Genomic DNA, 20,583 nt, shown 5'->3' on the forward strand with positions numbered 1-20,583 from the left:
TCAGGAGCATTGCGATGAGTACCGACGATAAACGCATTCGCGAATTCGCCTATCAAATCTGGGAATCGGAAGGCCAGCCGGACGGCCAGGAGGCACGTCACTGGGAGATGGCGCGCAAGCTGGCGGAAGCGGAAGCCCTGGCGCCGAAGAAGCCACCCAAAGCCGCCGGCAGCAAAGCCGCTGGCAAGACAGCCGAGCCCAAAGCACCGGCCGCCAAAGCAAAACCGCCGGCCAAAGCCAAACCGGCCGGCGCTGCGAAAGTGATTCCACCGGGTGAAAAACCCGCCGAGAAAAAGCCCAAGGCGCCGCGAAAGCCTTCGGCGATCTGACGCTAAACCGGATTATTGAACTGAATGAATGTGTGGCGGGCGTGCTCGCCACCGAGGACTCACTCGTCCTCAAGAAACCCACCAATCCCCTGTGGGAGCGAGCCTGCTCGCGAAAGCGCCGGATCAGCTCACCGAGATATCGGATGTGTCGACGCCTTCGCGAGCAGGCTCGCTCCCACAGGGTCAGGTACTAACCGAACTACCCCGATTTTTGCAGGAGCAATCATGACCCGTCCAAAGAAAGCCGAACCCACCGCGCACGCCGAGCCGTCGAGAATCCGTGAAGGCCTGCCCTTCCCGCTGGGTGCGACCTGGGATGGCCTGGGGGTGAATTTTGCGCTGTTCTCCGCCAACGCGACCAAGGTTGAACTGTGCATCTTCGACGATGCCGGCGAAGTCGAACTCGAACGCATTGAACTGCCGGAATACACCGACGAGATTTACCACGGCTACTTGCCCGATGCGCATCCGGGGCTGATCTACGGCTACCGCGTCTACGGCCCGTACGACCCGGCCAATGGTCACCGTTTCAACCACAACAAATTGCTCATCGACCCGTACGCCAAGCAACTGGTTGGCGAACTGAAATGGTCGGAAGCGCTGTTCGGCTACACCATCGGCCACCCTGACGCCGACCTCAGTTTCGATGAACGCGACAGCGCGCCGTTCGTGCCCAAGTGCAAGGTCATCGACCCGGCACACACCTGGGGCAACGACCAGCGTGTCAGCGTGCCGTGGGACAAAACCATCATTTACGAAACCCATGTACGCGGCATCAGCATGCGTCACCCATCGGTGCCGGAAAACGTGCGTGGCACCTTTGCCGGTCTGATGAATGACGATGTGCTCAAACACATTCGCAGCGTCGGCGTTTCGTCGGTCGAGCTGTTGCCGATTCACGCCTTCGTCAACGACCAGCATCTGCTGCAAAAAGGCATGACCAATTACTGGGGCTACAACAGCATCGCGTTTTTCGCCCCGGACCCGCGCTATCTGGCCAGCGGCAAGATTGCCGAGTTCAAGGAGATGGTTGCGCACCTGCACGAAGCCAACCTCGAAGTGATCCTCGACGTGGTCTACAACCACACCGCCGAGGGCAACGAGCAAGGCCCGACCCTGTCGATGCGCGGCATCGATAACGCCTCGTACTACCGCTTGATGCCCGATGACAAGCGTTTCTACATCAACGATTCCGGCACCGGCAACACCCTCGACCTGAGCCATCCATGTGTGCTGCAAATGGTCACCGACTCTCTGCGTTACTGGGCCACGGAAATGCACGTCGACGGTTTCCGCTTCGACCTGGCGACCATTCTCGGCCGTTATCACGATGGCTTTGACGAACGTCACAGCTTCCTCGTGGCTTGCCGTCAGGACCCAGTGCTGCGTCAGGTGAAAATGATCGCCGAGCCATGGGACTGCGGCCCCGGTGGTTATCAGGTCGGCAACTTCCCGCCGGGCTGGGTTGAGTGGAACGACAAATTCCGCGACACCGTGCGCGCATTCTGGAAAGGTGACGACGCCCAGGTCGCCGACTTCGCCAGCCGCATGACTGCTTCCGGCGAGATGTTCAATCAGCGCGGGCGTCGGCCGTACGCGTCGGTGAACTTCATCACCGCCCACGACGGCTTCACCCTCAACGATCTGGTGTCGTACAACGACAAGCACAACGAAGCCAACGACGAGAACAATCAGGACGGCAGCAACAACAACCTGTCGTGGAACCACGGCGTCGAAGGCCCGACCGACGATCCTGAAATCAATGCGCTGCGCCATCGGCAGATGCGCAATTTCTTCGCCACCCTGCTGCTCTCTCAGGGCACGCCGATGATCGTTGCCGGCGATGAATTCGCCCGTACTCAGGACGGCAACAACAACGCTTATTGCCAGGACAGCGAGATCGGCTGGGTCAATTGGGATCTGAGCGAAGACGGCAAGGCGCTGCTGAAATTCGTCAAACGTCTGATCAAGTTGCGTCTGGCGTACCCGATCCTGCGTCGCGGACGTTTCCTGGTCGGCGAGTACAACGAAGACATCGGCGTCAAAGACGTGACCTGGCTGGCGCCGGACGCCACCGAGATGACCACCGAGCACTGGCATGACGCGCACAATCGCTGCCTCGGCATGTTGCTCGATGGCCGCGCGCAGGAAACCGGGATTCGCCGCAAGGGTGGTGATGCGACGTTGCTGCTGGTGGTCAACGCTCATCACGACATCGTCAACTTCACCTTGCCGGAAGTGCCTGACGGCGGTTTCTGGACCTGCATGATCGACACCAATCAGCCTTCTATTCGCGGCCAGGAACGCTTCGAATTCGGTCACGAATACTCGGTCACCGGACGCTCGTTGCTGCTGTTCGAACTGCAACGTGATGAAGAAGACTGATATGGATCTGCACTGTTATCTCGCCCGCCGAGCACCGGACTACGCCGACACTGCCGCCCTCGGCAGTTGTCTGCGGGCGCTGGTCGAGGCCGGGCTGGATCGCTTGCCGTTACCGGGCAGCGGTCACACGCTGGAACGTTTCCAGCGGCTCGCTGAAGTCGGCGGGCACGATCTGGGTTTGTGCAAACTGTACGAAGGTCACACCGACGCGTTGGCGATCATCGAGCAACTGGGTGGCGCGCCAACGCCCGGCAGCACGTGGGGCATGTGGGCAGCCGAACCGCCGCAGGCGCGGGTGACCGTCACGCCCAACGGGCACATGGTCAACTTGAATGGACGCAAAGCGTGGTGCTCCGGTGCAGCCGTGTTGAGCCACGCATTGCTCACCGCATGGGACGCCGACGATCAGCAGCAATTGGTCGCGGTGGCCCTCGATCAATCCGGCGTGACGGTCACCGGTGAAGGCTGGCAAGCCGTCGGCATGGCCGCCACCGGCAGCGTTGAAGTGCTGTTCGATAACGCCGAAGCCCAGGCCATCGGCAATCCCGGCGATTACTTGCAACGACCCGGTTTCTGGCAAGGCGGGATCGGCATCGCGGCGTGCTGGTACGGCGCCGCGCAGCAGATCGCCGAACGCTTGCGTAAACAGTGCGAGCAACGCGAAGAACCCCACGCCCTCGCCCATCTCGGCGCGGTCGATACGGCGCTGCAAGCGGCGGCTGATGTGTTGCGCTGCAGTGCGTTGCACATTGATGCGCGGCCCGACGCCGATGCGCAATTACTCGCCCGGCGCGCCCGCGCGGTGGTCGAACAGTCTGCCGAACAGGTCATGCGTGAAGTCGGTCGTGCACTCGGCGCCGGTCCGTTCTGCAAGGATCGGCAGTTCGCCCGACTGATCGCCGATCTGCCGGTATTCCTGCGGCAAAGCCATGCCGAACGCGACCTCGCCGCCCTCGGCCAGAGCGTGGCCAGCCAACCTGAAGAGGTCTGGTCGCTATGAAGGCCAATCCGATCGTCGGCCAAGGCACCTCGCTGCAACAATGGCAGGGCTCGCAGCAACTGGCGCAACTGCAAAGCATCGACATCCTCAGTCTGGTACCGGCAGATGCGCGGGCGGTGATCATTGCGCCGCACCCGGACGATGAAATCCTCGGCTGCGGCGGCTTGCAGCAGTTGCTCGCAGCAGCCGGGCGCCCCTTGCAACTGATCTCGGTCACCGACGGCAGCGCCAGTCATCCCGGTTCCGCACGCTGGCCGGTCGAGCGCCTGAGCATCGTAAGACCGCAAGAATCCGCCGAAGCCCTGCGCCGTCTCGGTCTGCCGATGCACAGCCTGAAATGGCTGCGCGGCGGTTTTACCGACACCCGTGTCGCAGCGCAGGAAAAGGAGCTGAGCGCGTTCATCGAAAGCCATTTGCGCCCCGGCGACGTGGTCTTCACCACTTGGCGCGAGGACGGTCACAGCGATCACGAAGCCGTGGGCCGCGCCAGTGCCGACGCCGCGCAACGTGTCGGCGCGATCTGCCACGAACTGCCGGTGTGGACCTGGCACTGGGCGACGCCGGAAGACGCGGTGGTGCCATGGCAGCGGGCGCGGAAAATTCTGCTGTCACCTGCGCAGATCGCGCGCAAACGCCATGCGGTGCACGCCTTCGCCAGTCAGTTGGAAGGCGACCCGGACGCCGGACTCGCGCCAGTGCTCGCGCCCTACGTGATCGATCGCCTGCTGCAGCCCTTCGAGGTGGTGTTTCTATGAGTGTCGAGGACCGTTATTTCGATGGCCTGTTCGCCGGCAACGACGACCCTTGGGCGTTCCGTCAGCGCTGGTACGAGCAGCGCAAACGGGCAATCACTGTCGCCGCGCTGCCGCGTCCGCACTACCAAGCGATCTTCGAAGCCGGCTGCGCCAACGGTGAGTTGAGCGCCGAACTGGCCAGTCGCTGCGATCGCTTGTTGTGTTGCGATACTGCAGCGGCGGCGGTGAATCTGGCGCAGATCCGCCTCAGCCATTTCGACCACGCCGAAGTGCGCCAAAGTCGCCTGCCGGGGGACTGGCCGGCGGAAAAATTCGACCTGATTGTATTTAGCGAGATCGGCTACTACCTCGATGGCGAAGATCTGACAGACATGATCCGTCGAGCCAGTGACAGCCTGACCGCCGACGGTCAATTGCTCGCCTGCCACTGGCGCCCGCCCATCGACGACTGCCCGCTGAATGCTCGACAGGTTCACGACCTGATCCATGAGCACTTGGGGCTGCCGCGGCTGGTGCTGCATCAGGAAGCGGATTTCATCCTTGAAGTGTGGAGCCGCGAGCCGCGTTCGGTGGCGGCGCTGGAGGGTTTGCGATGATCGGCATTCTGATTCCGGCACACAACGAAGAAGAACACCTCGAAGAATGTTTGAGCGCGGCGCTGCGGGCCGCCCGGCACGGATCGCTCGCCGGTGAGCCGGTCGAAGTGCTGGTGGTGCTCGACAGCTGCACCGATCGCTCAGCGCAGATCGTTGCGGGCTTTCCGGTCCTGAGCCTTGAGATTGCTGCGCGCAATGTCGGCCAGGCCCGCGCGGCCGGGGCGCAGGTGCTGCTGGAGCGCGGCGCGCGCTGGATCTCCTGCTCCGACGCCGACAGCCGCGTGGCTGACGACTGGCTGGTGGCGCAACTGGGCCTTGGTGCTGACGCGGTGTGCGGCACCGTGACCGTCGAGCGCTGGCATGAATCCTTCGATGAAGCCGCGCAGATCCGCTATCACAGCCACTATCAGGCGCGTGATGGCCATCGGCATATCCACGGCGCCAATTTGGGCATCAGCGCTGAAGCCTATCGCTGGGCCGGCGGCTTTAAACCGCTGACCTGCCACGAAGACGTGCATTTGGTGCGGCAACTGGAGGCGTGTGGCGCCAACATCGCGTGGAGCCATCGGCCACAAGTGCACACCAGCGCCCGTCTCGACAGCCGTGCGCCGGGTGGCTTCGGTGACTTTTTGCGAAACATGGCGCAGCTGGAACAAAAAAACACGGATCAGATTGATCTGTGAGGCGACGAATCCCGTGTCTTGAGCAATACTCTGCTGCGCGGTAATCCAAGGGTTGGAGCGCCGTACACATTGCTATCACCCGCCTTCACGGGTCGTGGACAGCCGTTCCGGCCCATGACTGAGGGCCAGCCACAACAAGGACGTCACCGCCATGAAATCGTTATCCCTCAGCGACAGCAGCCTGCCTGCGCAAATCTGGAACAGCGCGGCACAACTCGACCACATTCCCGTCATCAACACCCGCAGTCTGGTACCTGAAGGCGCGCGCGCGGTGGTCGTTGCGCCGCATCCCGGCGATGAAGTAGTAACCTGCGGCGGCTTGCTGCAGTTGCTCGCCAGCCTCGGTCATCCCCTGCAATTACTCTCCATCACCGACGGCAGCGCCAGCCACCCCGGTTCGCGAGAATGGTCGGAAAAACGCCTGAGCGTGTTCCGCCCGCAGGAAAGCGTCGAAGCCCTGCGTCGCCTCGGTTTGCCGATGCACAGCCTGAAATGGGTGCGCGGCGGCTTTACCGACAACGCGCTGACTGAGCAGGAAGCGCAAGTCACCGAGTTCATCAGCCGTTACCTGCGCCCGGGTGACGTGGTGTTCAGCACTTGGCGCGGCGACGGCAACGATGACCACCAAGCCGTCGGCCACGCCAGCGCGCTCGCGGCTGAACGGGTTGGTGCGACCTTTCATGATGTGCCGGTCTGGGCCTGGCACTGGCCGGAGCGCGAGCAGCATCTGATCCCTTGGGATCGCGCGCGCAAACTGCGCCTCGACAGCTGGACTGTCGCGCGCAAAAGCCACGCCACCCACGCCTACGCCAGCCAGCTCAAGGGTGAGCCGGCGATCGGCATTGCACCGATGTTGCCGCCGGTGCTGCTGGAGCGGATGCGGTTGCCGTATGAGATTGTGTTCGTGTGAAGCTCCTCAAACCCTGCGCGATCATGGAAGGAACTGTCGCCACCTCGCATCAGTCGCATGAATAAGCAGTCAGGATTCAGAGGAGTGAACGTGTCCAGCGATCCCAAGCGTCATCCCGTCGACGCGCCCGTCATTCATCGCTTGCGCGTGTTGACGGTCAACACCCACAAGGGCTTCACCGCGCTGAACCGGCGTTTCATCCTGCCGGAACTGCGCGAGGCGGTACGCAGCACCTCGGCCGATCTGGTGTTCTTGCAGGAAGTGGTGGGCGAACACGAGCGCCATTCCAGCCGCTACAACGAATGGCCGCAGACCTCGCAGTACGAATTTCTCGCCGACAGCATGTGGAGCGATTTTGCCTACGGGCGCAACGCGGTGTATCCCGATGGCCATCACGGAAACGCGCTGCTGTCGAAATACCCGATTCGTGAATTCCGCAACCTCGATGTGTCGATCACCGGCCCTGAACGCCGTGGTCTGCTGCACTGCATTCTCGACGTGCCTGGGCATGCGGAAGTGCATGCCATTTGCGTGCACTTAAGCCTGCTGGAAAGTCACCGCCAATTGCAGCTGCAACTGTTGTGTCAGTTGCTCGAATCGTTACCGGAGGACGCGCCGGTGATCATCGCCGGTGACTTCAACGACTGGCAGCTGCAAGGCAACGCCGCCCTCGCCCGTCGCGACTATCTGCACGAAGCCTTCGAGCGTCATCACGGCCGTCCGGCCAAGACCTATCCGGCACGGTTTCCCCTGCTGCGCCTAGACCGCATCTACCTGCGCAACGCCAGCAGCCATGACCCGCGGATTCTCGGCAACAAGCCCTGGACGCATCTGTCGGATCACTTGCCGCTGGCGGTGGAAGTGCATCTCTGATCGCGGTTTTGACAACACCGTTGGTCAGGTTTGCTTGAACCATGGGCAAAAGCAACTACACCTAAATCAGCTCAAGGAGTAGCGCATTCAATCCGTTAGGCCATGATTCTGAGGTAAGGCATCAGCTCCGGTCGATGTCCGTCTCATGGCCTGCACAAGGATGAATTCCCCGAATTTTGTTGTAGGGAATTGCCATGACGCGCTACGCCAAATGTCGGCGGCTGCTGCCGCACGTTGTTTTTTTACCTGCCTCCCTTCTTTTACTCAGCAGCCCACCTGCCTCCGCCGCCTGCAATCTCGTTGCCGGTCCGGGTAACGACGCGTTCACCTGCGACAGCGGCAGCAGTGGCTCACTGATTGACCTTTCCGGCAACAACAGCCTGACCTTCCCCGCCAATGGCAGCGGCCAGATCAACGGCAACGTGACCTTTGGCGCCGGCACCGATCGGGTCGAGATGAACTCCGGGGTGATCACCGGGGCCGTCAATCAGGGCAATGGTGTCGACGATTTCGTCATGAGCGGCGGCTTGATCGGCTCCCTCGCCCAAGGCGACAGCCGCGATACATTCCTGATGACCGGCGGCACCATTGTCGGCGCGTTCGAGGACGGTGATGTCGCGCGGATGACCGGCGGCAGCATCGGCCGCGTCGACATGAAACTCGACAACAATATTTTTGACCTGTCCGGCGGGCAGATCATTGGCAATCTGGTAACGGGATTCGGCACCGACACGATCATCGTCTCCGGCGGGCGGATTGGCGGCAACATCAGCGTCAGCGGCGGCAATGACAGCATCACCGTGACTGGCGGCGAAATCGTCGGCGAGATCCGCGCCAGTGTCGGCGATGACCGTTTGCTCTGGGACGGGGGTGGCATCATCCGTTCAGCGATTCTGATGGACGTCGGCAATGACAGCGCCACCCTGCGCAACCTCGATGACAGCGTTCTCACGCTTACGCCACGCATCGACGGCGGTGTCGGCAGCGACACTCTGACCTTCGACAATGTCCGCACGGCCCTTCCCGCACGCTTCGTTAACTGGGAAACAGTGAACCTGAGCAACGGCACACAACTGGATCTCGGTTCGAGCAATCTGGTCTTGGGTGATGCCGTCACGGGCAGCGGTGTGCTGAATGTCGATGCCAGCAGTAGCGTGTTTTCGACGCAGGGCTCGGTGTTGCCCGCACTCGCCGGGCAAGCCGTGACCTTCAACAACGCGGGGATTGTCGACCTGACGCGCAATAACAACCGCACCGACGATACGCTGACCGTGCAAGGCAATTACGTCGGCAACAACGGCCAGTTGTTGCTGCAAAGCGTGGTCGGTGCCGATGACTCGCCGAGCGACAAACTGGTGGTCAACAACGGCAGTCTCAGCGGCGCCACAGTGATCAGCGTCAGCAATCTCGGCGGACTGGGCGGCCTGACGCAAGTCAACGGCATTCAACTGGTGCAGGCCCAGGGCAGCACGGTCAGCACCGATAACGCGTTCACCCTCAACGGCCCGGTTTCCGCCGGGGCCTATGATTACTACCTGTTCAAGGGTGGCGTCACGGCGGGCACGGAAAACAGTTGGTATCTGCGTTCCGCGATCGTTGCACCGCAAGTCGTGAGCGTACCCAACCCCGATCCGAGCTTGCCGCCGATTCTGGTGCCGGTGGTCGCCGCCCCGGTCGCGGCCATCGCCCCTGCGGGCAGCCCGCCATTACCAGTGCTGCCGGCAGCGGTCGCCGGGGCCGAGCCGATTCCCTTGTACCGACCGGAAGTGCCGACCTGGTCGGTGCTGCCATCCGCCACCGCACAACTGACGCTCAGCGCACTGGGCACCTTTCATGACCGTCAGGGCGATCAGCGTCTGCTCAATGAAACCGGCGCGTTCGGCGCGGGCTGGGGTCGTGTCTACGGGAAAAATTTCGATCAGACCTGGGCCGGCACGGTCACGCCGCGCCTGGACGGTTCGCTCAACGGCTTCCAGGTCGGCAATGACCTGTACAGTTCCCTGACCTCGGGCGGGCAGACGCAACGCCTCGGTTTCTTCGTCGGCCATAGCCGTTTGCGGGGCGACGTCGACGGTTTCAACGAAGGATTCGAGGACAACAGCGCCGGCAAGATCAAACTCGAAGGCGACAGCTACGGCTTGTACTGGACGTTGACCGATCCCTACGGCTGGTACGTCGATACGGTCGTCATGGGCACCCGCTTCGATGGCGATAATCGCTCGGATCGCGGGCTCAAACTGGACAACCGCGGGCATGCCCTGACGGTTTCCGCCGAGGCCGGTTACCCCCTGCCGATCAACGACACCTGGGTGGTCGAGCCCCAAGCACAAGTCATCCACCAGAAGATCTCCCTCGACAGCCAGGACGACGGCGTCTCACGGGTCTCCTTCGAATCCGACGGCGCCTGGACCGGTCGCCTCGGTGCGCGCCTCAAGGGTCGCTATCAAGTCAGTGGCTTACCGGTGGAACCCTATCTGCGCGCCAACCTGTGGCACACCTTTTCCGGTCGCGATTCGGTGACATTCGGCGACAGCGACGTCATCAGCACTGAGCAAAAATCATCGACTGCCGACATCGGTCTCGGCGTAGTGGTCACCCTCGACCGCGCCGTCAGCGTGTACGCCAGTACCGATTACAGCCGCAATATTGACAGCAATGAGATGCGTGGCGTGGTCGGCAATCTCGGCGTGCGTATCAGCTGGTAGACCTTTCGTCGGACATAAAACGGCTCTAATACGGGGCATACATAGCGATTCACCCTACAAACAATCACTTAGTTATGTGCAGAAAAACAAACGCTTGCAAATTGCGATTTTCCACTACCGCTCATCGTTCAATTTCTTGACGGACGCTTCGCGCTCTTCTTATCTCTACCTTACTACCCCCGGAATCACTACCCGGGGCGAGACTTCGGACACTCGCGAAATCGAGCGGCCACGGTTCGCCCCGCTCCATTCGGTCGCCCCTCATTCGGGGTAGGAGAGGCGCCAAACAGAGAGAATGCATGCGCCTGCAAGGTAGACCTCCATGAGAATTTCAGTGACCCCACACGAGATCAAAATCACCTTCTGCACAGTCTCGACTTCGATCTTGCTGTGCTCATCCATGGAGGCGCAGGCCGGTCCTGCGGCGGATGAAACCCTGCCGTGGTATCGCGCGGACGTACCGGTGATGACCTTGCCCGCCACCGTCATCACCCCAGACCAGCAACGCTTCAGCCCACGGCCGGACCTGCGTGGCGCAAACCTGATCACTGAAGACCTCGCACCGAACGCCTGGGACCAGCTCTACGGTCGCCCTGCCCGGCAGGCACAAACCGATGTGTTGACCTCGGGGTTTGCGACACCCGGCAGCGGCGAGTTCAAAGGCCCGGCCGTGCTGACCCTGCAAAGCGGCGGGCATACCCAGACCATCGGCCTGGTCGGCGGCCTCAACCAGATCCAGGCCAACGGCAATGGCTTGATCACCCGCCGCGCCTTCGACGACCCGACCACCGACACCCTTAATCTGCAGGGGCAAAGCCTCGGCGCCTATTACAGCCTTAAAGGTGCACAGGGCTGGCACGTTGACCTGACGGCCAGTGGTGGTCGCGTCAGCGGGTTCAGTCGCAACGAACAAGGCGCGCGACAAGCCACCGAAGGCAGTGCGATGACGTTCTCGGTGGAGGGGGGTTATCCGATTGGGTTGAGCGAAAACTGGGTGGTCGAACCGCAGGCGCAATTGATCAATCAACGCATCACCCTCGACACGCCTTACGCCGGTTCCGGCAATGCCTCATCAACGGATCTGAGCGCTTGGAGCGGCCGCGTCGGCGCACGCTTGAAAGGCAGTTACGACTTGAACGGCCTGCCGGTCGAACCGTACGTGCGCACCAACCTCTGGCACACGGTGTACACCGGCAACACAGTGACCCTCGATCAGGTCGACAAGATCAGCAGCAGCCGTAAATCATCGACCGTGGAATTGGGATTGGGCTTGGTCGCGCGGGTGACGCCGGCGGTGAGTCTGTATGTCAGTGCGGATTACAGCAGTGATGTCGATGACAATGATCTGAACGGGATCATTGGCAGTCTGGGTGTGCGGATGCGTTGGTGAGGGCCCCATCGCTAGCAGGGCTAGCTCCCACAGGGGTTTTGTGAACGACACAAACCAATGTGGTAGGTAGCCCTGCTAGCGATGGCAGGCGACTCGGTCCCGGATCAACCCTCAGGTTTCAGGATCAACACCGCCAACGGCGGCAGATTCAGTTCCAGCGACAGTGACTGGCCATGGCTTGGCACTTCCTCGGTAAACGCCCCGCCGCCATTGCCGTAATTGGAACCGGCATAGGTGTCGGCATCGCTGTTGAGCAACTCGGTCCAGCGCCCGGCGAACGGCACCCCAACCCGATAGGCCTGACGCGGCACCGGAGTGAAGTTGGCCACCACCAGCACCGGTTTACCGTCCTTGCTCCAGCGCAACCACGCGTAAACGCTGTTGATTGCATCGTCGCCAATCAGCCACTGGAAACCCTGCGGTACGTCGTCCTGGTCGTGCAGCGCCGGCTCTTCGCGATACAACCGATTGAGGTCGCCAATCAGTTTCTGCACGCCTTTGTGCTCGGAATATTGCAGCAGATACCAATCGAGCTGTTGATCGTGATTCCACTCGCGCCACTGACCGAACTCGCAGCCCATGAACAACAGTTTCTTGCCCGGGTGCGTCCACATGAAACTCAGGTAAGCGCGCAGATTGGCGAACTTCTGCCAGCGATCACCGGGCATCTTGTCGATCAACGAATGCTTGCCGTGCACCACTTCGTCGTGGGAGATCGGCAGGATAAAGCGCTCGGACCAGGCGTAGACCAGACCGAAACTCAGCTCGTTGTGATGGTGCGCGCGATAGACCGGATCCTGCTGGATGTAGTGCAGCGAATCGTGCATCCAGCCCATGTTCCACTTATAGGCAAAGCCGAGACCGCCCTGCTGAGTGCTCTGACTGACGCCCGGCCACGCCGTGGATTCCTCGGCGATTACCAGTGCGCCCGGTGCCTCCAGCTCGACCACGTCGTTCAAATGGCGGAGAAAATCGATGGCTTCGAGATTCTCGCGCCCACCGTGACGGTTCGGCACCCATTCGCCGGCCTTGCGCGAATAGTCGCGGTACAACATCGACGCCACCGCATCCACGCGCAAGCCATCGATGTGGAAATGCTTCAACCAGTGCAGCCCGGACGCGAGCATGTAGCCATGCACTTCGGTACGCCCGAGGTTGTAGATCAGCGTGTCCCAATCCTGGTGGAAGCCTTCCAGCGGGTTGCCGTATTCGTACAGCGCGGTGCCGTCGAACTGCGCCATGCCGTGAGCATCGGTGGGGAAATGCGCCGGCACCCAGTCGAGAATCACGCCGATCTCGGCGCGGTGGCAGGCGTCGACGAATTCGGCGAACTGCGCCGGTGTGCCGTAACGTGCGCTCGGCGCGAATTGCGAGAGCAACTGATAACCCCAGGAACCGCCAAACGGGTGCTCCATGATCGGCATCAGTTCGATGTGGGTGAAGCCCAGCTCCTTGACGTATGGAATCAGCCGCTCAGCCAATTCCGGCCAGGTGTACTGGCGCGCCACTTCACCGAGATCATCCAGCTCGCATTGCCACGAACCGGCGTGCAGTTCGTAGATCGACAGTGGCGCCGAATGCTTCTGGCGGTCGCGGCGACTGTTCATCCAGTCGTGATCCTGCCAGTCGACCTGCAGCGGCTCTGCGACTTTCGAAGCAGTGTCCGGCGGCAGGCTGGTGGCCAGCGCCATCGGGTCAGCCTTGAGCGGCAGGATTCCGTGGGCGCCGAGGATTTCGTATTTGTACAGCTCGCCCGCTTTCAGGCGTGGGATAAACAACTCCCAGACCCCGGACGGATGGCGCAGGCGCATGGGATGGCGGCGGCCGTCCCAGACGTTGAAATCACCCACCACCGAGACCCGTCGGGCATTCGGCGCCCACACGGCAAACCGTACGCCGTCGACACCGTCCACAGTTTTCAGCTGTGCGCCCAGGCACGCACTGAGGTCGCGGTGATTGCCCTCGGCGAACAGATACAAATCCATTTCACCGAGTAACTGGCCGAAGCTGTACGGATCTTCCGCGACCTGCTCGCCACCGGCCCAGCGCGTGCGCAACTGGTACGGTCGCGCCTGATCGAAATGGCCGACAAACAACCCCGGCGTTTCGGTTTGCTCCAGCGGGCCGCGTTCTTCGCCGCTGTCCTTATCCAGCACCACAACGCTCAATGCACCGGGCAGATAAGCGCGAACGAACTGCCCGCCAGCGCCATCGCCATGCGGGCCGAGAATGGAAAAAGGGTCGTGATGTTCAGCACGGACCAAGGCATCGATATCTTGTGCCGAGGGCAGCAATGCTTCTTTGACCTGACCCTGTTCCTTGTTCGAGAAACTCATGACTACTCTCCACCAAGATCGGAAAAGGGTTTAAGCCCCGTCAATAACCCATACAAACCGTGCAACGGCACGGGCAGCCACGTGGGGCGATTTTCGGCTTCATAGGCCACTTCATAGGCCGCCTTCTCCAGACCGAACAATGCCAGCGCAGCGTCGGCCCCTTCAGGATCTTGCCAAGCATGATCAAGACTAGCTGCCGCACGGCGATATGCCTGAACAAATGCCTCACGGGCTTGACGCAGATACCGATCCGCCACGCGCTGACGCGCCGCTTCGGACTCAACGCTGTGATCGACGTTGTGCACGTTGATGGTCATCGCCGCCGCGTAATCGAACGAGCGCAACACGCCGCTGACGTCTTTGTACGGGCTGTGCTTGCCACGGCGTTCACTCAATGGCCGCGCTGGTTCGCCCTCGAAGTCGATCAGATAAGCATCGCCCTTGATCACCAGCACCTGACCCAAATGCAAGTCGCCGTGGACGCGGATACGCAAGCCGCCCGTGGCTTTTTTCGCCAGATCCTGCACGTGAGCGAGGATGGTTTTTTTCTCGTCGATCAGGCGTTTGACCAGTTTCTGATCCGCGGCATTCAGCTCGCCCTGATGCTGCTTGAGCAGTTTCAGCGCATGTTCAACCTGCGCGGCGACATCCTTGGCCGTCGCTTGCATATCCTTGGCCGTCGACACTTGCGGGGCGAAATCGCCATTGTCGGTCTGCGCGGCCAACACTTGGTGCATCTCACCCAAGCGCTGACCGAGCATGCTGGCAAAGTCCTTCAACTCACCCAGCGCGTTGTAATGCTGTTCCTGCTCGGACATGGCTTCGGCGAGTTCGTCGCGCAGCGCCCGTTCGAGGTTGTTCTGCGTCCATTCCCACGCGTCGCCCTGATTGCTCAGATAACCTTGGGCGATCATCAGCAGGTTGTCTTCGCCCTTGGCATCGCGGCGAATCACTGAGCCGAGCAGCGGAGAGATATTGGCAAATCCGGCCTCGGTCAGGTAAGCGCTCATCTCCAGTTCCGGGTGTACGCCAGAAGCGACTTTGCGTATCAGCTTAAGCACCAGGCTGTTGCCGATCACCACCGAACTGTTCGATTGCTCGGCGGATAGATAACGCACTTCCGACTCCGCGCCGAGGCCGAGTTTCTCCAGCTGTGCGGTCGGTGCGAAACGGATTTCACCTTCAGTGGATTCCAGCACCGTGTTGTTCTGCATGCCTTGCAGCACCGCACGCACAAATGCTTCGAGGCTGAAGGCATCGGTGATCAAACCGACCTGACGCACTCTTCGTACACGCGACAAGGCCAATTGCTGCGGCAATGCCGGGCCGACCTGATCTTCGGAAATGAAGCCGAACGGCAGTTGATAGCGACTGGTCTGGCCATTGCTGGTGACCTCGATTTCGCTCAGCAGCACCGGATGCTCGGCGTCGCCGAAACGCACGCCGTAGGCAAGATGCACCTTGTCGATGGCCGCGTCTTTGCCGGCAAACCAGCGGCGATTTTGCAGCCAGCTCGGCAGGATGTTCTGCTCCAGCGTCGTGCGCGACGGCGCTTCGAGCAGCTCTTCCATGCGTTTTTTCAGCACCAGCGTGGTGAAGTCCGGCAGGCTCTGCGCCGGTTCGACGTGCCAGCTCGGCATCTGGTTTTCGGTGGCCAGTGCAAACCAGTAGAAACCGTACGGCGCCAGGGTCAGGAGGAAATTCAACTGGCCGATCGGTGGGAACGCGTTACCGCCGAGCATCTCCACCGGCACCATGCCGACGTAAGCCGACAGATCCAGCTCCACCGCTTGCGCACTGCGCGAGACGTTGGCCACACAGAGAATGATTTCGTGTTTGCCGTCGGCATCGGTGAATTCGCGGGTGTAGGCCAGCACGCGACGGTTGTTCGGCGACAGCATCTTCAAAGTGCCACGACCGAACGCTTTCGACTGTTTGCGCACAGCGAGCAAGCGTCGCGTCCAGTTGAGCAGCGAATGCGGATCTCCGGACTGGGTTTCGACGTTGACTGACAAATAGCCGTACTGCGGGTCCATGATCGGCGGCAGCACCAGACTCGCCGGATCGGCGCGGGAGAAGCCGCCGTTGCGGTCGATCGACCACTGCATCGGCGTACGCACGCCGTCGCGGTCGCCGAGGTAAATGTTGTCGCCCATGCCGATCTCGTCGCCGTAATACAAAGTCGGCGTGCCGGGCATCGACAGCAGCAGGCTATTAAGCAGTTCGATACGGCGACGATCGCGTTCCATCAACGGCGCCAAACGCCGACGAATGCCGAGGTTGATCCGCGCGCGGCGGTCTGCGGCGTAGTAATTCCACAGGTAGTCACGTTCTTTGTCGGTGACCATTTCCAGGGTCAGTTCATCGTGGTTGCGCAGGAAGATCGCCCACTGGCAGTTGGCGGGAATTTCCGGGGTCTGACGGAGAATATCGGTGATCGGGAAGCGATCTTCCTGAGCCAGCGCCATGTACATGCGCGGCATCAGCGGGAAGTGGAACGCCATGTGGCATTCGTCACCGTTGAGGCCCGCTGCGTCGGTGTCGCCGAAATACAGCTGAGTGTCTTCCGGCCACTGGTTGGCCTCGGCGAGCAGCATGCGGTCGGGATAATTGGCGTCGATCTCGGCGCGGATCTGCTTGAGGACGTCGTGGGTCTCGGGCAGGTTTTCGTTGTTGGTGCCGTCGCGCTCGATCAAATACGGAATGGCGTCCAGACGCAAACCGTCGATACCCATGTCCAGCCAGTAACGCATCACCGAGAGCACGGCTTTCATCACTTGCGGGTTGTCGAAATTCAGGTCGGGTTGGTGCGAATAGAAACGGTGCCAGAAGTACTGGCCGGCGACAGGGTCCCAGGTCCAGTTGGATTTTTCCGTGTCGAGGAAAATGATGCGCGTGCCGTCGTATTTCTGATCGTCATCCGACCACACATAGAAGTCTCGCGCCGCTGAGCCGGGTTTGGCCTTGCGCGCACGTTGGAACCACGGATGTTGGTCCGAGGTGTGGTTGATGACCAATTCGGTGATGACGCGCAAACCGCGTTTGTGCGCCTCGGCGATGAAACGCTTGGCGTCGGCCATCGTTCCGTAATCACTGTGTACACCACGGTATTCGGCGATGTCGTAACCGTCGTCGCGACGAGGCGACGGGTAAAACGGCAACAGCCAGATGGTGTTGACGCCGAGGTCGGCGATGTAATCGAGTTTAGCGATCAGGCCGGAAAAGTCGCCGATCCCGTCGTTGTTGGAATCGAAAAACGATTTGACGTGAACTTGATAGATCACCGCATCCTTGTACCAGAGCGGGTCTTTGATAAAGGTGGCTGCCTTGGGTTTCTTCGCCATGTGAAACTCCTGTTGAATTCTGGATAAACCGTGAGCCGATCACTTGGCTCGGAAACGATGAGCTACCTGTGGGAGCGAGCCTGCTCGCGAATGCGGATTAACATTCAGCAAAAATGTCGCCGGCAAAAACGCTTTCGCGAGCAGGCTCGCTCCCACAGGGAATCTGTGTTCAGGCAGTAATCCGCCAAATCCCGAACGGCTGATACGCCGGGTCTATGCGCATGAACTGGTATTTGCCATGCCAGTCCCAGCGATGGCCGTTCATCAAATCCTCACCGTGGGTGGTCGCATCGTCGGGCAAGCCCATTTCCCACAACGGCAGTTCGAAATTCGCTTCCTGCACGTTGTGCGGATCGAGGCTGACCGCGACCAGAATGAAATTGCTGCCGTCGGCGCTGCGCTTGCCGAAGTAAAGAATGTTGTCGTTCCAGGCGTTGTAGACCTTCAAGCCCAAATGCGTGTGCAGCGCCGGATTCTGGCGGCGGATGCGGTTGAGCTGGGCGATCTCGGCAATGATGTTGCCGGGCGCGGTGAAGTCGCGGACGCGGATCTCGTACTTCTCGGAATCGAGGTATTCCTCTTTGCCTGGCACCGGCGCCGCTTCGCACAATTCGTATCCCGAATACATGCCCCACAGGCCCGACCCCATGGTCGCCAGCGCTGCGCGGATCAAAAAGCCCGGGCGCCCCGATTCGTGGAGAAATGCCGGGTTGATGTCCGGCGTGTTGACGAAGAAGTTAGGCCGGTAGCATTCGCGCCAAGGCGATTCATTCAGTTCGGTGAGGTACGTGGCCAGTTCGTTTTTAGTATTGCGCCAAGTGAAATAGGTGTAGCTCTGGGTGTAACCGACCTTGCCCAGGCGCGCCATCATCGCTGGCGTGGTGAAGGCTTCGGCGAGGAAGATTACCTCCGGATGCAGCGCGCGCACATCGGCAATCAGCCATTGCCAGAACGGCAGCGGCTTGGTGTGCGGGTTGTCGACGCGAAAGATCTTCACGCCCTCCTCGACCCAGCCAATGACAATATTGCGCAGCTCAACCCACAAACTCGGAATCGCGTCCGGCGCATAGAAATCGACGTTGACGATGTCCTGGTATTTCTTCGGTGGGTTTTCCGCGTATTTGATCGTGCCGTCCGGACGCCAGTTGAACCAGCCCGGATGCTGCTTGAGCCACGGGTGATCCTGGGAACACTGAATGGCGAAATCGAGGGCGATTTCCAGGCCATGATCGGCGGCAGCGGCGACCAGTCGACGGAAATCTTCGCGGGAACCGAGTTGCGAGTGAATCGCCTCGTGACCGCCCTCCTCGCTGCCAATCGCGTAAGGGCTGCCCGGATCTTCGGGGCCAGCAGTCAGGGAATTGTTGCGGCCCTTACGGTGGGCGCGACCGATGGGATGTATCGGCGTGAAATACAACACGTCGAAGCCCATGTCCTGAATCATCGGCAGACGTGAGTGCACGTCATTGAAGGTGCCGTGACGCTTGGGATCGTCGGTGATCGAGCGCGGAAACAGTTCATACCAACTGGCGAACTCGGCCAGTTCGCGTTCCACGTCCATCGGGTATTCGGGGCTGACGCTCAGGTACCCGCGGTGATCGGCCCCAGCCATCAACTGCGCACTGCGCGAGTGCAGAAACAGCGCAACCTGCTCGGTTTCGAGCAGACCGGAGAGTTCATGATGCAACGCCGCGAGTTGTTCGCTGAGCTGACCTTCGCTGCGCTCGGCAGCCTGTTGCACCATCGTCCGGCCTTCCTGCAGCTCCAGCGAGACGGGCACGGCGGCGTTGTGCTTCTTCTCCAGTTCGTACTGGAAACTGGCGAAATGGTCGATCCACGCTTCGATGCAATAGAGGTAGCGGCCCTGATGCTCCGGGCGGAACTGACCTTGCCAGCCATTGTTGCCCTGATCGGCCATGACCTCGCTCTGCCAGGTCTCTTCGCCTTCCTCACGCCAGCGGATGCGCACGGCCAGCTTGTCGTGGCCATCGGCGAACACTTTGCTGGTGACCACCACCTCACGCCCGGCGATCGACTTCACGGCAAATTGACCGTCGTCGAGGGTCGGCATGGTGTTTTCAATGGCAATGCGCGGCAGCAACAGCGCCTGCGACAGCGGAATGTGCGGGTTGTAGCTTAGTTCTGAGGGTTTTTCAGCAGTCATTGAGCATCTCTCCTTAACGCCCCAAGGACGCTCTTGTGCCAGTTCGGTGTTCACAATGAAGCACCTGCCCGGAATGAACTCACCTAGGTTCCGAGCGGCCGCCGCCGGGAAAAGTTCAGATGAAATTAGCGTGTCAGAAAAGCGGATCGAATTCCGTGCAGGGTGGTCAATCCACTTAAGCACTTCTCACGCCATGTGCCACACGGAGGTCTACAGATGAATATCCCGATCCCGGCTGAAACGCCTGATCCGAACATCGACAAACCCACCCTGCCCGAGACTGAGCCGCAGCCGATTCCGGAGCAGGAGCCACCGGGAACCACGCCACCGCCCAAGGAAGAACCACCGAGCACGATGCCGCCGGTTATCGTTTAACTTCGCCAACTGATCGTTCCCACGCTCGGCGTGGGAATGCAGCCCGGGACGCTCCGCGTCCCAAAGCGGACGCAGAGCGTCCATTGAGGCATTCCCACGCAGAGCGTGGGAACGATCAGCCGGCGCAGCACCGATCAGTGGTCATCCGTCTTCTGCTCTTCCTTCTCGAAAAACTTCACGATCCGTGGCATCACGCTAAAAATCGCCAGCGCCAGAAAAGTACTGAGCAGCGCCGTTGCCTCTTTGCCCATACCTGCCGCGACGCCGATGGCGGCGGTCATCCACAACCCCGCGGCCGTGGTCAGACCTTTGACGTGGCCCTCGTCCCCCTCGGGGTTCTTCAGAATGGTCCCGGCGCCAAGAAAGCCAATCCCGGCGATCACCCCCTGCAGCACCCGACTCATCGCATCCGATTCCGCCCCTGACGTTTGTGGCACCAGCACAAACAACGCCGCGCCAAGCGCCACCAACATGTGCGTGCGCACCCCGGCAGCCTTGCCCTTGTGTTCGCGTTCAAACCCGAGAATGCCGCCAAGAATCGCCGCCATCAGCAGGCGCACGGTGATGCGCGTCAGTTGCGAGGCGTCGCCAACGTCGGCGAATTCCGCTTGCAGGGTTTCCCACACTTCATGCCACCACGCGTTCATCGTGCAGTCCTTGTTATTGGTCGATAGAGGATGGACAGCGGCGACCATTAATCAGTTGCGCAGAACGATCGGCGAAGCCTGCGCCCTAAGC

General features: G+C 60.9%; 15 protein-coding genes. 11 read left to right on the plus strand and 4 right to left on the minus strand.

Annotated features, from left to right (window positions below):
* The first annotated feature begins 14 nt into the window (after positions 1-14).
* The 10 genes from ACQ4OE_RS04110 (at position 15) to ACQ4OE_RS04155 (ending at position 11,626) form a co-directional block, all read left to right on the plus strand.
* On the plus strand, positions 15-329 hold the full coding sequence (locus tag ACQ4OE_RS04110) for a DUF2934 domain-containing protein (protein ID WP_430945791.1): 315 nt from the start codon (positions 15-17) through the stop codon (positions 327-329).
* A 225-nt stretch (positions 330-554) separates the two neighbouring features.
* The gene (gene glgX / locus ACQ4OE_RS04115) at positions 555-2,714 is read left to right on the plus strand and encodes a glycogen debranching protein GlgX (RefSeq protein ID WP_430945792.1); all 2,160 of its coding nucleotides are present in this window, start codon (positions 555-557) and stop codon (positions 2,712-2,714) included.
* A gap of 1 nt (position 2,715) precedes the next feature.
* Positions 2,716-3,714, plus strand: a complete 999-nt coding sequence (locus ACQ4OE_RS04120) for an acyl-CoA dehydrogenase (RefSeq protein WP_430945793.1) — start codon at positions 2,716-2,718, stop codon at positions 3,712-3,714.
* On the plus strand, positions 3,711-4,469 hold the full coding sequence (locus ACQ4OE_RS04125; RefSeq protein WP_430945794.1) for a PIG-L deacetylase family protein: 759 nt from the start codon (positions 3,711-3,713) through the stop codon (positions 4,467-4,469). The genes ACQ4OE_RS04120 and ACQ4OE_RS04125 overlap by 4 nt, the downstream gene beginning before the upstream one ends.
* Positions 4,466-5,065, plus strand: a complete 600-nt coding sequence (locus ACQ4OE_RS04130; RefSeq protein ID WP_430945795.1) for an SAM-dependent methyltransferase — start codon at positions 4,466-4,468, stop codon at positions 5,063-5,065. The genes ACQ4OE_RS04125 and ACQ4OE_RS04130 overlap by 4 nt, the downstream gene beginning before the upstream one ends.
* Positions 5,062-5,748: a glycosyltransferase gene (locus tag ACQ4OE_RS04135; protein ID WP_430945796.1), complete on the plus strand. Its 687-nt coding sequence runs from the start codon at positions 5,062-5,064 to the stop codon at positions 5,746-5,748. Before ACQ4OE_RS04130 ends, ACQ4OE_RS04135 begins: the two co-directional genes overlap by 4 nt.
* A 151-nt stretch (positions 5,749-5,899) precedes the next feature.
* Positions 5,900-6,658, plus strand: a complete 759-nt coding sequence (locus ACQ4OE_RS04140) for a PIG-L deacetylase family protein (RefSeq protein ID WP_430945797.1) — start codon at positions 5,900-5,902, stop codon at positions 6,656-6,658.
* 90 nt (positions 6,659-6,748) lie between these two features.
* Entirely contained in the window at positions 6,749-7,531 is a 783-nt protein-coding gene (locus ACQ4OE_RS04145; protein ID WP_430945798.1) for an endonuclease/exonuclease/phosphatase family protein, read from the plus strand.
* 194 nt (positions 7,532-7,725) lie between these two features.
* On the plus strand, positions 7,726-10,236 hold the full coding sequence (locus ACQ4OE_RS04150; RefSeq protein WP_430945799.1) for an autotransporter outer membrane beta-barrel domain-containing protein: 2,511 nt from the start codon (positions 7,726-7,728) through the stop codon (positions 10,234-10,236).
* Between the two features lie 322 nt (positions 10,237-10,558).
* A complete protein-coding gene (locus ACQ4OE_RS04155) occupies positions 10,559-11,626 on the plus strand; it encodes an autotransporter domain-containing protein (protein ID WP_430945800.1) in 1,068 nt (355 codons plus the stop codon).
* Between the two features lie 104 nt (positions 11,627-11,730).
* Here the strand turns inward: ACQ4OE_RS04155 and glgB are convergent, their stop codons facing one another.
* The 3 genes from glgB to ACQ4OE_RS04170 all read right to left on the minus strand — a co-directional run bounded on the left by glgB (position 11,731) and on the right by ACQ4OE_RS04170 (position 19,470).
* Positions 11,731-13,962, minus strand: coding sequence for a 1,4-alpha-glucan branching protein GlgB (gene glgB / locus ACQ4OE_RS04160; protein ID WP_430945801.1), 2,232 nt, complete (start codon positions 13,960-13,962; stop codon positions 11,731-11,733).
* A gap of 2 nt (positions 13,963-13,964) precedes the next feature.
* Positions 13,965-17,306: a maltose alpha-D-glucosyltransferase gene (gene treS / locus ACQ4OE_RS04165; protein ID WP_430945802.1), complete on the minus strand. Its 3,342-nt coding sequence runs from the start codon at positions 17,304-17,306 to the stop codon at positions 13,965-13,967.
* A 169-nt stretch (positions 17,307-17,475) separates the two neighbouring features.
* Complete coding sequence (locus tag ACQ4OE_RS04170; RefSeq protein ID WP_430945803.1) at positions 17,476-19,470, minus strand: alpha-1,4-glucan--maltose-1-phosphate maltosyltransferase; 1,995 nt, start codon at positions 19,468-19,470, stop codon at positions 17,476-17,478.
* Positions 19,471-19,686: 216 nt separating this feature from the next.
* Between ACQ4OE_RS04170 and ACQ4OE_RS04175 the strand changes: the two genes are divergently transcribed.
* Positions 19,687-19,845 (plus strand): hypothetical protein, encoded by a 159-nt coding sequence (locus ACQ4OE_RS04175; protein WP_016985118.1) that lies wholly within the window; start codon positions 19,687-19,689, stop codon positions 19,843-19,845.
* A 134-nt stretch (positions 19,846-19,979) separates the two neighbouring features.
* Here ACQ4OE_RS04175 and ACQ4OE_RS04180 read toward each other — a convergent pair whose 3' ends face one another.
* Positions 19,980-20,492 carry an MgtC/SapB family protein gene (locus tag ACQ4OE_RS04180; RefSeq protein ID WP_122595769.1) on the minus strand — a complete coding sequence of 171 codons (513 nt, stop codon included), beginning with the start codon at positions 20,490-20,492 and terminating at the stop codon, positions 19,980-19,982.
* Positions 20,493-20,583: the final 91 nt, after the last annotated feature.

Source organism: Pseudomonas sp. WC2 (assembly GCF_050586545.1).
In the GTDB taxonomy this organism is placed as follows: domain Bacteria; phylum Pseudomonadota; class Gammaproteobacteria; order Pseudomonadales; family Pseudomonadaceae; genus Aquipseudomonas.

What these genes read in the sequence shown, in the direction of transcription:
- ACQ4OE_RS04110 (WP_430945791.1), top strand. Translation starts at nt 15, where the DNA reads ATGAGTACCGACGATAAACGCATTCGCGAATTCGCCTATCAAATCTGG.
- glgX (WP_430945792.1), top strand. Translation starts at nt 555, where the DNA reads ATGACCCGTCCAAAGAAAGCCGAACCCACCGCGCACGCCGAGCCGTCG.
- ACQ4OE_RS04120 (WP_430945793.1), top strand. Translation starts at nt 2,716, where the DNA reads ATGGATCTGCACTGTTATCTCGCCCGCCGAGCACCGGACTACGCCGAC.
- ACQ4OE_RS04125 (WP_430945794.1), top strand. Translation starts at nt 3,711, where the DNA reads ATGAAGGCCAATCCGATCGTCGGCCAAGGCACCTCGCTGCAACAATGG.
- ACQ4OE_RS04130 (WP_430945795.1), top strand. Translation starts at nt 4,466, where the DNA reads ATGAGTGTCGAGGACCGTTATTTCGATGGCCTGTTCGCCGGCAACGAC.
- ACQ4OE_RS04135 (WP_430945796.1), top strand. Translation starts at nt 5,062, where the DNA reads ATGATCGGCATTCTGATTCCGGCACACAACGAAGAAGAACACCTCGAA.
- ACQ4OE_RS04140 (WP_430945797.1), top strand. Translation starts at nt 5,900, where the DNA reads ATGAAATCGTTATCCCTCAGCGACAGCAGCCTGCCTGCGCAAATCTGG.
- ACQ4OE_RS04150 (WP_430945799.1), top strand. Translation starts at nt 7,726, where the DNA reads ATGACGCGCTACGCCAAATGTCGGCGGCTGCTGCCGCACGTTGTTTTT.
- ACQ4OE_RS04155 (WP_430945800.1), top strand. Translation starts at nt 10,559, where the DNA reads ATGAGAATTTCAGTGACCCCACACGAGATCAAAATCACCTTCTGCACA.
- glgB (WP_430945801.1), bottom strand. Translation starts at nt 13,962, where the DNA reads ATGAGTTTCTCGAACAAGGAACAGGGTCAGGTCAAAGAAGCATTGCTG.
- treS (WP_430945802.1), bottom strand. Translation starts at nt 17,306, where the DNA reads ATGGCGAAGAAACCCAAGGCAGCCACCTTTATCAAAGACCCGCTCTGG.
- ACQ4OE_RS04170 (WP_430945803.1), bottom strand. Translation starts at nt 19,470, where the DNA reads ATGACTGCTGAAAAACCCTCAGAACTAAGCTACAACCCGCACATTCCG.
- ACQ4OE_RS04175 (WP_016985118.1), top strand. Translation starts at nt 19,687, where the DNA reads ATGAATATCCCGATCCCGGCTGAAACGCCTGATCCGAACATCGACAAA.
- ACQ4OE_RS04180 (WP_122595769.1), bottom strand. Translation starts at nt 20,492, where the DNA reads ATGAACGCGTGGTGGCATGAAGTGTGGGAAACCCTGCAAGCGGAATTC.